This window comes from Candidatus Nanopelagicus hibericus (genome assembly GCF_002288005.1).
In the GTDB taxonomy this organism is placed as follows: Bacteria; Actinomycetota; Actinomycetes; order Nanopelagicales; family Nanopelagicaceae; genus Nanopelagicus; species Nanopelagicus hibericus.
Map to the genome: position 1 here is coordinate 388,344 of NZ_CP016771.1, position 13,147 is coordinate 401,490.

Consider the following 13,147-nt stretch of genomic DNA (forward strand, 5'->3'; position numbering starts at 1 on the left):
TTTCAAATGATTGACAGGCTAGTCCTGTAGGTTAGTGCAATGAGTTTTACTTTTATTGACCTATTTGCGGGAATAGGGGGCTTCCATGCTGCATTGGGTGCAATGGGCGGGAAATGTGTTTATGCCTCTGAGTGGGATAAAGATTCAGCGCGGATATACGAAAGAAATTGGAATTTAAAACCTGACGGCGATATAACGCTTGCTGCAAATGATGAAGTTATGAATGTGCCAGAACACGATGTTTTGGTTGGTGGTTTTCCATGTCAACCATTTAGTAAATCCGGAAAACAAATGGGCATGGAAGAAACTCGAGGAACTTTGTTTTGGAACATAGCAAAAATAATTGAAGCGAGAAAACCAACTCTGGTTTTGCTTGAAAATGTTAGGAACATTGCTGGTCCGCGTCACATTCACGAGTGGAAAGTTATAATCAAAACTCTGCGAGATTTAGGCTACCGAGTGAGCGAAGAACCAATGGTTGTCTCACCTCACCTAATTAACCCAGAGTTTGGTGGCAGACCCCAGGTTAGGGATCGAGTTTTTATAGCTGCGACCAGGATTCCGAAAGGAATACCTAACTTTAAATACAACATAGAGATTCCAAGTCTTGATTCAGTAAAAAAGTATTGGGATCCACAAAAATGGAATTTAAGCAAGGACTTGCCTTTAGAGAAACTGAGTGATGCTAAAAGTAAAAAAGCTGTTGCCTTGAATGAAACTGAAATAGAGTGGATTGAAGCTTGGAATGAGTTCGTAGTTTTGATGAGGGGAAAGTTAGGAGATAAGCCTTTACCTGGCTTCCCAATCTGGGCAGATGATTGGGTACTTGAAAAAGACTTGAAAATTCCCAGAGGCACTCCTGATTGGAAAGAAAATTTTTTGCGGAAGAATTCTGAGTTCTACACAAAGCATAAAACTGTGCTTAACAAATGGCTTAAAAAATGGAATCACTTGGAACATTTTCCACCTAGTAGAAGAATGTTTGAGTGGCAGGCTCAAGATACAAAAACGTTGTGGGAAGCAATAATGCATTTTAGGCCCTCTGGAATTAGGGCGAAAAAAGCCACCTATGTACCTGCATTAGTTGCCATTACACAAACTTCAATCATTGGTAAGCAGAAGAGAAGAATTACAGTAAGAGAAGGAGCAAGACTTCAAGGACTCCCTGATTGGTTTGATTTTGTCGATCAGGCGGACAAATTAACATATAAGCAATTAGGCAATGGAGTTAATGTGGGCGCTGTTTACAATGTGATTAAAGCACAGGTAATCAGAGACTTAGATTTATTGGGTGATATGCCTCAGTTGACTCGATCCATTCTTGGCGCCCCAACAAATCCAGATTCAGTTTTAGAAAGTCATGAAATATTTCACAGTTATAAACCCAGTACTGAACCGATTGATTTAAACGAATATACCCAACTAAGACTAATTAAATAATTTCCCAACCGAATATATGACCGCTTCCACCACAGGGGTGTCTCCAAGCATTCTTAAATTCACGAATTACCATCGGTTTCACTAAATTTTTTGACACAAAAATCTCATTTGCAAATTCTGCCATGGGAATTACTGACAACTCACCATTACTAGCTCCATTAATTTTGCATACGGATCTAACATTATTTATGTATTCTTCATATTGAGAATGATGAGTTAACGCTTCATCACAAGTTTTATAGTTATACTCGAAACAATATCCGATAACAGCTTGTTTTTTGCCAATTTTATGTTCTTGCATGCGCTTAATATCATGAATTAGTGATCTGTCTTTTAGGTATGGTGAGAGAATTTTAGGCACTCCGTAATCATTATTTTTTCCGTTATTCCCCACCAGTGCAATGTGTTTCACTTCAATCGCCCATTCAGGATTCTGCAAACTTGATCCATCAGTACTAAAAATTAGGTCACATTTAGCGCGAGCAACATCGGGATAAGGAACTTCTATATTGCTGGCATCTTTTGGATTAAAGTCACTTTTGTATGCTGTCCGCCACCAATCTAGTAACTCTTTAACGAACACTGGTTCACGTAGAGTTTTCACGCCAGGTAGATAAACTTCTCCAGTTCTTTGATTAGCCGAACTATGGGTTGTGGTGGAATCCACTGCAACTAAACCTTCAGCAAAGCGCTCTAGTACTTGTTCAAGTTTCAAAGGACTCTCCAAACACCTAGGTAAGCCACTTTACTTTGTTAAACGAGTTTTAGGTGAGTTTTAGACTTTTAAATTTCTCGCTTAATTCAACGCAATTATCGCCAGCGCCGATGAGGTAGCTGCAATTCCTAACCAGTTGGCAATAGATGGTTTTTGCTTCATTAGCTTTATGGCAATTAAGGCAGATAGGGCAGGGGCTGATGCCATAAAGACACCAACCTTGCTTAACTCTAGGTTTGTAATGGCAATCATGAAAAATAGATTTGCCAGCATCTCACATGAGCCAGAAAGAAGTGCGTACTTCTTCCAGCTAGTTGATTGTGGTTTTTGAGCACTCTTTGGAGAAAAGATGAGTGAAACAAGTAAAACACCAATTCTTGCGCCAAAGAGGGCGGCAATTATTTGGGATTCATCTATTTCTGTCATCAATACTGAAAAGCCGGTGAAGCAACATGCTGCAGCTGTTGTGAGGCCAAATACTTTTAATGTCGCCTTCTGATGACTTGCTGATGTGCGAGAGGCTAGAAATAAACCAAGAGCGCCTAAAGCTGTTGCAATTGGAAAGGTCCAAGAGATTGATTCATCTTTAACTAGGACAGCAAAGAGGATTAAGTTAAATGATTGCACCAATGCCACAACTGGGGATACAAATGAGACTGAGCCAATTGAGAATGCTTGGTAGATAAAGGGAAGGCCTAGCCCGCCGATAAAGCCGGCGGCTATGCCAATTAAAACCACTCTTAAGGTGATGGTGTTTAGATTAAAGAGGATTACAACAGAAATAATTGCCATTGCAATTGAGCTAGAGGCACGTAATGTGTTGCGCCAGCTACTTATTTGAGTTGATTTACCACCAAGAGTGTTGGTGAAAGCATTACTTAGTGCATTAGAAAAGGAGGCTATCTCACCAATCATTATTTACTTAATTACTTTGTGTTGATATCTGAATCAAATTGAAAGAGTGAGCAGCCACCATCAGCTAGTAGGACTGTGCCAGTTATGTAATCACCAGCTGTTGAGCATAGGAAGCCCACCACATCTGCAACTTGAGTTGCGGTTTGAAACTCACCAAGAGGAACAACTTTGCCAGCACGCTTTGTATATACCGGATCTGTTTTTAGTAACTCACCAGCAAGGCCGGCGCGAACTATTCCTGGTGCCACCACATTTACTCTAATTCCATGGACTGCAAGCTCTCTAGCCATTTGTTTTGCCAACATCTCAAGTCCTGCCTTTGAGACGGTGTATGCGGTGATCTCAGGCCATGGCACTGAGCCAACCCAGGAGCCGGTAAAGACAATCCGTCCAGCTGTTTTATTCTTAATGAAGTGCTTTGCGGCCACCTGTCCAAGAATAAAGTTTGCAGTCAGGTTTACATCAAGGGTGTTTTGCCAAAAGGTGGGGTCAATATCAACAAAAGCGGCAGTGCCACCAACGCCAGCATTGCCAATTACGCAATCAAGTGGTGCACCGGAAGTGATCAGCTTGGTAACCGCAGCCTGATCACATAGATCTAAAGAGGCGGCTTTGATTCGCCCATGATCTGCAGGTGAGTACCGTTTTAGTATCTCACCCTCTGATTTGATATCAACTGCAGTAATAGTTGCACCCTCATCTAGAAAGTGTTGAACAATTGCAGAGCCAATATCACCGCCAGCACCGGTGACTAATACATGTTGTGATTTACTCATGAGATGAAAGAAGCCTATCTCGCCTGCGGAAACGCCGTCCAACGCAGAACGGTGGTTCCCATTGGCACTAGTTTGACCTTATGAAAGGCGCTTACATCTAAGCCTTCATCTGCGTGTGGGTTTAGATTCCAACAATTTGTAGATATTGAAATACTTGGTTGATCACTCCACGGATAGCTGCCTTCAGGCAGTGCGGTGCGCTCTACCTTTGAGGTAGCAAGATCTGCCTTTCGAAATGCTGGTGGAAACATCCATTTTGCATTTACTGCAACCAGATCTTGGTCGGCATATCCTGGCAGTTTGTACTCTCGGTAATCTGTTGCGACATGTTGGATTGGAACTGAAAAAACTAACGGACCAACATCAAAGACATATCTGCCATCAGAAATGGTGCGCTGAGTTAACTCTTGTGGCAGATCAATCTCAACCTTTGAATCAGCACCCCAAGTAGCGGTGACTTGAAAGCGATCAGCTAACTGAGTCTGCTTAACATCTTTGGCGCCGCTTACTTTAATTGCTGCCTTCTTACACCAAGCAGGGATTCGAAACTCTGCTGTAAAGGTCAACTCTGGTGCGCTGATGTGAGCAGTAATCCTTTCTTCAAATGGATATGAGGTTACTTGTTTAATTGATACCTCTTTACCTTGTATTTGCACAGTTGCGGCCATCGCACCGTAGAGTTGAAAACTTATTAGATCATCAGCTTGGGCAAGCATTCGCCGGGCGAAGATCGGCAGGATCTTGCCGGCATTTGGTACACAACAGACCGCCACATCATCATGGGTGGGTGAGATATCCCAACGTGTTCCCATCTGATGAGTTGCAGCTGGCTGATTTTGCGCCATGCAGTAGACAGTTCGTCTGCCATCATTTGTAACAGCTGCTTGGAAATCATTTAGGAAGAGTTTTTCCGCCAAATCAAGGTAGTGAAAATCACCGGTTAAGCGCACCGATTCAAGAAGGGTGATGATCATTTCAAACATAGTGCAGATTTCATAACCATTTTCAGGAAGTGGTATGCACTCAATGCCAGGTAAGGATATTTGTTCATCACTTTTAACTCCGCCACCAATACCAATTGCCCGTTCAATCTTTACCATGCCATTTTTAAATGCCTTCAAATACTGCTCATCTCCTAGGTGCTCTGCTAGTGCTAGTGGCACTCGCAAGAATTCAACGGCGTGAGCGCCATGGCCAACAATTGGTTCATCAGAGAGCAGTGTTTGCAGTTGGCCATCAGTTTCATGCCAATCCATAACCCCTGCTGAGTAATCAGCGTATAACTCTTTGCCAAACTCAATAAATCTTAAATCACCAGTTTGTCTGCTTTGCTCAGCTAGTGCGTCCATAAACATAAGATCATGGCCCGCGCCACAACTATCCCCTGATGGTGCGTTAAAGCGCAGATTCTTATCTGATTTTCGGTAACGATCGATGGTGTAATCCAACGCCTTAGATACACAATCTCTTACTTTATTATCATCTGTGTAATCTGCCCACAGCTGTAGTGCCAAGATTGCTCTGCTTTGGGTCCAAAGATCTCCCACAATAAAGTTTCGGCTAGCACGCGCTTCTGCGGTAAACATTCCGATGTAACCATCTGCGCCTTGTTGAGCAAGAATTCGATTTAAATAAGTTCTTACCTGCTCGATCTCAGCTGTTTTGCCATGAAGTAATACATGTCCGATCCAACCGATCAGCCAGTTTCCTTCACTCTCACCATTCCACCACTCAACCTTGGCAACATTATTACCAGTTCCATAAGCTGATTTAATTCCCAGTTGGCCGCTAGCAAAGACATCACTCCATACCTCTTTGCTGATCAAAGGGAGTGAGCCGATGAAGCCTTTCATCGCTAAAGATGATTGTTGCTCCAACCAACCACCAATTTTAACTGCGTTAATTGGAACTGGTTTATAGGTGGCACGGTTGCTCTTGGTCATGATCTATTTACCCTTCGATTTATTTTGGCTAGGCCTGCTTGGCAAACTTTGCCGCGGAGGTAAATGTTGAGGTTAAATCTGTACCCAGGCCAGCTTCTTGGCTTAGTGAGATTTTGCCATCAGCAATTGTGGGAAGTGTTGTCACAATCATTGGATACCAGGTGCGAAGACTTGCTCTTGAAGTCTCCTGCACAAGTGCGTTCTCATATGCAGTAGAAAGGTGAGCGCCAGCAATTAAACCAATTGGCCCTGAGCAATCATGAGGGGCAATTGATTTGCCATACTTTTTTGTTGCTTGCGTGAATTTAATACCTTGGGTAAAGCCGCCACACCAACCAAGATCTAAGGTGAGTACATCGATGTAATCATTTTTAAGAAGTGCTTCAACTCGAACCATGCTAGTAACAGTCTCACCATGGGCGATTGGGGCATACCCCTTGCTGCGAAGGAGTGCGTAATCATCTAGTAGATCTGGATAGATTGGATCTTCAATCCAGGTTAGCTTTAAATCCTTTGTGGCCTCAAATATCTTTTTAGCTGCCAACGGGGACCAAAGTGCGTGCAATTCAAGCATTAACTGCATCTTTTCCCCAACAGCATCTCTTACTTTCTGTAGTGGGATCAATCCTTTTTTAAGATCCTCATCTGATATATCTTTGCCATCATTTTTTTCAGCGTAGGTATCAAATGGCCAGATCTTCATCCCGCCAATTCCTTCAGCTAGTAACTCTTTAGCAAGTGAGCCAGCATCAGTTAGAAATGCTTGTAGATCCTCATACTGATCATTCTTATCTGAAATTCCCCAAGCTGAGCTATCTTGATCTGATTTGCGCATATACCCTCTACCTGCGCAGGTGTTATAAATACTTAACGCTTTGCTTTGTCCACCAAGTAATTGATAGATCGGCTTGCCCTCAACCTTTCCTTTGATATCCCAGAGTGCGATATCAACAGCAGATTTTGCCCGCATCTCAACTCCAGATGATAAAGCGCCAACGTAGGTGGTCAATTTTCGACTGATGTTTTCAATATTTGCTGGATCTAATCCAATTAAAGTTGGCGCCACAAACTCATCCACAAATGTGGCAACAGTTCGCCCAAAGTAGTAACTCTCACCAATGCCATAAACCCCAGCATCGGTGCCAATTTTCACATAAATGATATTTGGAAAATCTGGGTGAACAAAACTTTCAACAGAGGTTATTTTCATTTTCCTACCGCAATATATCCATAGAGTAATCTTTTAGTGCAGCGTCTAAAACTTCGTGAATACTTATTGAAGCACCAAAGCTTTGTTTAATAACTCGATCAGCCACATCAGAGAGGGGGATATCAAAATCACTTTCATAGGTGTCTTCGGCAATATGTAGATGTTTACACATAGCAGCTACCGCTTTATCTGGATCCTTTGCCTTAATAGCCTGCAAAATGCTGTGGTGAAGTGGTGCTCCCTGCGCCATAGTTTTGGCATCAGCTAGGGAGCGGAGCATGATTTCAAAGGTTAAGGTGGTAATTGACCCAAAAACCACCTGCAGTACTGGATTTTGAGTAGCTTTAGCAATTAATGAGTGAAATGCAATATCTGATTTTGCTCGTGCTAATAACTCTGTGGCATCATCAAATGATTTAAGCGCAACCTCTAATTGGGCAATATCTTCATCAGTTGCTCTAAGTGCTGCCAGTCTGACTGTTTGTTCTTCAATATTAATTCTTGCCTCAATTAAATGTCGAGCAGTAGCGGCGGATTGGCGCAAAGTTGTGTGGACATTTTTAGCTGTGTCTAACATATGCGGCTTTCGCACAAATACGCCACGGCCCGGAACCGCCTTCACCAACCCTTGTCTTTGTAGCCCTGCTAAAACCTCACGCAAAAATAACCTAGAAACGCCATATTTTTCAGCCAAAATTCTGGCCGAGGGCATCATGCCACTAGAACTTTGATCATTTAAAATATATTTATTAGTTAGCTCACTTGCTAGTTCATCCTGGCTATATGCGGGCATATAAACCTCCATCAATATTTAGTGAGATCTCAGATGCAGTAGCACGAGGTGGTTTGCGAAAATTTGTATTTGACTGGGCGCCCAGCGAAAAATACATACTTGTAAACCATAATCTCAAGCGATGTGCGAATTCTCCGACGAAAATTCCTCTAGATAACATTTTGGTTAAGAACCCACCCAATCCGTTGTTGCTATTGACAACCTGTCTAAAGGCGAGAAGCATCACCCTTTAATCTGACCTATCAGACTGGTCAGACTATTAGGAAAAAATGGGAGTGTCAATATGAAAAGTAAATATAAAGCTTCGGCAATCGCAACTGCGATGACCTTGCTTGGTTCATTGACTCTTGCGATCACCACAGCTGCTCCATCAAATGCTGGTACTTGGTGCTCCGGAGTTAAAATTAGTTATTTTAAAGGTGGAACTGCAGATTCTTTCTCTGATGTTTTAGAAAAGGGAGCAAAGCAGGCTGCTGCTGATACTGGCGCAGATGTCACCATCATTTCATCAAATTGGGATTTCCCAACTATGGTGCAAAAATTTAAAGAGGAAATAGCCAAGAAGCCAGATGCAATCTCATTTATGGGTCACCCAGGTGATGCTGCAATTCAGCCATCTGCAAAGGCTGCAAAAGATGCTGGCATTCTTGTTGATTTCTCTAACGTGCCTGCACCTAAGTCAATTGCCACTGTAAATGGTGGATTCACCGGTGCAAATCTAAAGCTAATGGGTAATAATTTAGCTGCAAGATCTGTTAAAGACTTCGGTTTGAAGAAAGGTGATCAGGCAATTGTAATTGGAACATTTGGTGTTCCTGGACGTTCTGATCGCGAAGATGGCACCGTCAGCACTTTAGAAAAAGCTGGCGTTAAGGTAACAAAGCTTGACTTGAAGGCATTTGCTGGAAATGCTGCCGGAGATCCAAACTTAGTTACGCCTACCTTAACTGCAAGTATTTTAAAGAATAAAAACCTCAAGCTAATTGTTGCTGCAGGTCCAATTCTTGGAAATATGAACAACTACTTCAAAGCTGCAAAACTTGAGCCAGGAAAAGTTAAGGCCGCAGGATTTGACCTTGGCGATACTGTGCTTAAAGGTTTTGAAGAGGGCTATATTCAGCTAACTGCTGACCAAGAGCCATTTAAGCAGGGCTACATGCCAATTATCTCACTATGTCTAGCCAAGCAATATGGCTTAGGACAAACTAGCGTCGACACCTCATCAGGTTTCGTTACAACCGCTAACTACAAAGTAGTCGCAGCGCTTCCAAAAGGATTCCGCTAAGACCTAGGTAACACTTGAGCAGGCAGGACTCCTTCCTACTGCCTGCTCAATTTTTAATTATTGCTAGACAAGGCAACTAATAGAGAGTTTGATAACACTGTGAGTAATCAACCAATTGTTAAATTAGTAAATGTAAATAAGTCCTATGGCAATGTTTATGCGCTAGAGGACATAAATTTAGATTTTTATCCAGGTGAGATTGTCTCCCTAGTTGGTGATAACGGTGCTGGTAAGTCAACGCTAACCAAGATCATCTCTGGTACTGAAGGACCAGATGATAAAGGTCAGATCATGGTTGATAACACGGAAGTAAAAAATTGGACCTCAGCTAAGGCTAGAGCCAGAGGAATTGAGACGGTTTATCAAAACCGGGCACTTTCTGAACAACAAACAATTTATGACAATGTTTTTTTAGGCAGGGAAATCACCAACCGATTTGGTTTTATTGATCGCAAAAAAGAGATTGAAGAGACTGAATCTTTAATGCGAAAGATTGGTTACACCTCAAAGGTGTGGACACCTTATTCATCTGTAAATAAATTATCAGGTGGTGAGCGTCAAGGTGTCGCTATCTCCCGCGCGATTTTGTTTGAATCAAGATTAGTAATTTTAGATGAGCCAACAACTGCAATGGCGCTGACTGAAGCTGCTGAGGTTTTAGAGTTTGTTCGCAACTTAAAGAAGTCAGGCAAGTCAGTAATTTTTATTAGCCACAATCCGTGGGATGCCCATGCGGTGGCAGATCGATTTGTAATTTTAGAGCGAGGAAAGATCGTGTTTGATGGACCAAAGGGATCGATGAGTGCTGATGATTTCATTGCTCTATTACATAAATTTGCGAAAAAGGATATCAAGTCATGAGTGAGCAGAAAAAAGGCGTTTTAATACCAGAGCGATTAAAGCCAGTCTTAGGTGCATTTATATTTTTTGTTGTCATGATGGTCGCTTTCATAGCATCATCTCCAGAGGTGTTTTTGAATATCGGCATTTACTCTGCGGTCTTCTTATCATTACCGCTCTTTGCAATTATGGGTATGAGCCTAGTTTTCGTCACCGCAGCTGGTGAGATTGATCTAGCCTTTCCATCGATTATTGCATTATCAGGATTGGCCTTTGCTTGGACCTTGCAACAAACTAACTTAAACTTTATTTTGGCAGCAATTTTCTCAGTTGCGGTGGGAATATCTTGTGGTTTATTAAACGGTTACCTAATAACAAAACTTGGCCTCTCCTCTTTGATAACAACTTTAGGTATGAACTTTGCCTTGATTGGTCTAACCAATGTATTAAATAATGGTGAGGTCAGAACCTTAGAGGGATTAAATGATAGTAAAATCAAATCAATTTTAGTTGGATCATTTGGGCCAATTCCAGCACAGATGTTTTGGATGTTTGCAATTGCTTTTGTGTTGGGAATGATCTTCCACCGACATAAATTTGGTCTACATGTGCGAGTAGCAGGAGATAACCCAGAGGCAGGTCGTGCGATGGGTGTAAATATTGAGCGAACTAAGATTCTATGTTTTGCATTGGTTGGATTGTGTGCCTCAATTGTTGGCATTCTAGGTATTCTTTTGCTCAGCACCTACTTCTCCACCTTGGGTGAGGCTTATCTGCTTCCAACCTTAGCTGCAGTATTTGTTGGTGGCACACCAGTTACTGGTGGCAAGGGAACTATTGGCGGCTTAGTAATTGGTGCTACAACTGTGGTCTTTATTCAAACTGGTGTGGTTGCTGCCGGCTTAGATGGTCAGTGGACCTCACTTGGCTTTGGATTGGTAATTGTCTTATCACTACTTGGTCATCGAAAGTTCTCCGGACGATTAACTAGATAAGTTTTGTGAAGTTACATCACTTAGAGTCCAATCATCAGATTGAAGTCGATGATAAGAGCGGCCTTCTAACTGCTCTCACCTATTCATCAGCTGCTGTGACAAGAGGTGTCAGCTTTGATATCAGCATAAATCTGCAAACCGGCGGTGGTGAGAGACGGGCTGCAACTGGTGGGCTGGAGTACTTTGATTGCCAAAATCAATCAGCAGTTACCGCTACCGGAGCGCCAATTTCTAGCCAGGGAATTAATGGAATCATTTGGCATCTGCCAATAAGTATTGACTCCATAAAGGCTGAGTTAATTTATCGCCTTGATCGGCAATCTGCCGCTACCTCCTTTGCAATTTACTTTCCTGGGGGACAGAGTGTGTTGATCCGAGATATTAATTTAGAATTTCAAATTAAATTACCAGCAGATAATTGGATTATTAACATGCCTGGTAATGGCTTGCGCAAAGATTTGCCAATCTCAACGCTTAATGCTGAGGTCGGTATCTCACCAGTTGGTGGTCTGCGCGGCTCTAGCTCTGTGATTCACCTGGCTTCAAAAAATAATGGACAAGTTGCGATCTGGCCAAGTAATCGAGTCGAGATTCCACAGCTGACAATAAAAAGTAGTGGCCAGAGTCAGATTCAATTAAAAATTGATACCAATTTTGGCTCAGATCTTTCAAAGGTGACTGGGGTTGAATTGGAGCTCTGCAAGCTTGATCTATCTGTGCCAGGGTATGAAACTTTTGGCGAGGTTTTTCAAGATTGGCTGCGTCAAGATGGTTATGTATCGCCAAATAATCCGCCAACTTGGATTGATGGGGCGATGATCTATGAGGCCCAGATTGGTTTCTCGGTATTTAATGAGGTTAATCATTACTCGCCATATCCGCAGGTGCGCGATCTAATTAATGATTTAGAGCAAATTGCTGAGTTTGGATTTAGTTGTATTCAATTAATGCCCAAACAGCCATATCCAAGTTATAACATCCATGATTATTGGGATATTGATACCTCCTACGGTAACAAAGCAGATATTAAAGAGTTGGTACAAAAAGCCCACAAGCTTGGAATAAAAGTAATTTTAGATATTTTGTTGCATGGTGTTTTAGACAAAGAGATTATTAAGATTGCTGCCGATGGAGTTAGAAGTGGACCATTTGCTGATTTAATCTCATCTGAGACTGGTGATAGTTTCAACGCTGATGTTAAGGATTGGCACAACTACTTAATTGCCTGGTCCCGTCATATTTTAGATTTTGAAAAGTATTGGTATGAGGGAAGTCCTGCAGTCTCACCATTAATTGCCCAACATCCAGATTGGTTTTATAGGGATTCAGCTGGGGTAGTGCAGGGTGTTTACACAAAAGCTTTTGATGCGCGTAACGTTGAATGGCAGGACTACTTTATCTCTGCCTGTGAGTTTTTAATGAAGGAATTAAATATTGATGGCTTTAGATTTGATGCCCCTTCCTATAATGATTTTCCAAATTGGGCTTCCTGGGCAAGAGGTAGAGCTGGTGCCTCCGCATTAGGATGCATAGGATTATTTGATCGCCTGCGTCCAGTAATGAAAAGGATTAATCCACAATCTTTGTTATATACCGAACCATCTGGTCATGTATTTAGACAGGCGATGGATTTAAATTACAACTACGATGAACAGTGGTTGGTAACTGCAATCTCTGACTCCGCTGCGCAATCTGCTTGGGGGATAAGGGGAGCCAAGGATTTAGCCGCTTGGGTGGCTGAGCGGGATAGATTCTTACCCAATGGTTCATTAACCGCCCATCACATCGACTCCCATGACACATTTTGGTGGCCAAGTTGGGGCAGAAAATGGCGAAGGGAACAATTTGATATTACTAAAGTCAAACTTTTAACCTTAATCTTTGGCTCACTGCCTGGTCCTTTTATGATGTTTTCAGGAGGTGAGATTGGGATTGAACAGTTACTGCCCAAATTAGCCAAGGTGAAGGGATCAAAGATTTGGTTAACGGGTGAGATTAATTGGTGGACTGCCTCATCTTATCCAGATGGTTTATTTGCCATCTCACGTTCCCTTGATAAACAGGTAAGTGCCAGCCTGGTCAACTTCAGCGATCAATCTTTGATATTGAAAAATGAGGCAAATTACCAACTTAAATCTGTATTACTGCAAATTGGGGAGTCAATTGTGGTTGACTCATCCCAGATTAAACTGCCACCATTTTCCGGTGCAGTTGTAGAGTTTGAGATTGGTTAAG

Annotated in this window: 11 protein-coding genes; 5 read left to right on the forward strand and 6 right to left on the reverse strand. The window is 42.2% G+C overall.

Going from position 1 to position 13,147, the window contains the following annotated elements; translation table 11 throughout:
• The first annotated feature begins 39 nt into the window (after positions 1 to 39).
• Positions 40 to 1,440: a DNA cytosine methyltransferase gene (locus B1s21160_RS02110; protein WP_095672227.1), complete on the forward strand. Its 1,401-nt coding sequence runs from the start codon at positions 40 to 42 to the stop codon at positions 1,438 to 1,440.
• Here the strand turns inward: B1s21160_RS02110 and B1s21160_RS02115 are convergent.
• The 6 genes from B1s21160_RS02115 to B1s21160_RS02140 form a co-directional block, all read right to left on the reverse strand.
• Complete coding sequence (locus B1s21160_RS02115; RefSeq protein WP_095672228.1) at positions 1,433 to 2,155, reverse strand: hypothetical protein; 723 nt, start codon at positions 2,153 to 2,155, stop codon at positions 1,433 to 1,435. The genes B1s21160_RS02110 and B1s21160_RS02115 overlap by 8 nt on opposite strands.
• Positions 2,156 to 2,236: 81 nt before the next feature.
• Positions 2,237 to 3,070, reverse strand: a complete 834-nt coding sequence (locus tag B1s21160_RS02120; RefSeq protein WP_095672229.1) for an EamA family transporter — start codon at positions 3,068 to 3,070, stop codon at positions 2,237 to 2,239.
• Between the two features lie 11 nt (positions 3,071 to 3,081).
• The gene (locus B1s21160_RS02125; protein WP_095672230.1) at positions 3,082 to 3,846 is read right to left on the reverse strand and encodes an SDR family NAD(P)-dependent oxidoreductase; all 765 of its coding nucleotides are present in this window, start codon (positions 3,844 to 3,846) and stop codon (positions 3,082 to 3,084) included.
• Positions 3,847 to 3,860: 14 nt separating this feature from the next.
• Complete coding sequence (locus B1s21160_RS02130) at positions 3,861 to 5,789, reverse strand: beta-L-arabinofuranosidase domain-containing protein (RefSeq protein WP_095672231.1); 1,929 nt, start codon at positions 5,787 to 5,789, stop codon at positions 3,861 to 3,863.
• 28 nt (positions 5,790 to 5,817) lie between these two features.
• Positions 5,818 to 6,999: a mandelate racemase/muconate lactonizing enzyme family protein gene (locus B1s21160_RS02135; protein WP_095672232.1), complete on the reverse strand. Its 1,182-nt coding sequence runs from the start codon at positions 6,997 to 6,999 to the stop codon at positions 5,818 to 5,820.
• A gap of 4 nt (positions 7,000 to 7,003) precedes the next feature.
• On the reverse strand, positions 7,004 to 7,792 hold the full coding sequence (locus B1s21160_RS02140; protein ID WP_095672233.1) for a FadR/GntR family transcriptional regulator: 789 nt from the start codon (positions 7,790 to 7,792) through the stop codon (positions 7,004 to 7,006).
• Positions 7,793 to 8,075: 283 nt separating this feature from the next.
• On the opposite strand from B1s21160_RS02140, the gene B1s21160_RS02145 reads away from it, so the two are divergent.
• From B1s21160_RS02145 to B1s21160_RS02160, 4 genes are all read left to right on the forward strand, one after another.
• A complete protein-coding gene (locus B1s21160_RS02145; protein ID WP_095672234.1) occupies positions 8,076 to 9,077 on the forward strand; it encodes a substrate-binding domain-containing protein in 1,002 nt (333 codons plus the stop codon).
• A 99-nt stretch (positions 9,078 to 9,176) separates the two neighbouring features.
• Positions 9,177 to 9,938: an ATP-binding cassette domain-containing protein gene (locus tag B1s21160_RS02150; RefSeq protein WP_095672887.1), complete on the forward strand. Its 762-nt coding sequence runs from the start codon at positions 9,177 to 9,179 to the stop codon at positions 9,936 to 9,938.
• A complete protein-coding gene (locus tag B1s21160_RS02155) occupies positions 9,935 to 10,912 on the forward strand; it encodes an ABC transporter permease (RefSeq protein ID WP_095672235.1) in 978 nt (325 codons plus the stop codon). The genes B1s21160_RS02150 and B1s21160_RS02155 overlap by 4 nt, the downstream gene beginning before the upstream one ends.
• 5 nt (positions 10,913 to 10,917) lie before the next feature.
• Positions 10,918 to 13,146 (forward strand): alpha-amylase family glycosyl hydrolase, encoded by a 2,229-nt coding sequence (locus B1s21160_RS02160; protein WP_095672236.1) that lies wholly within the window; start codon positions 10,918 to 10,920, stop codon positions 13,144 to 13,146.
• Position 13,147: the final 1 nt, after the last annotated feature.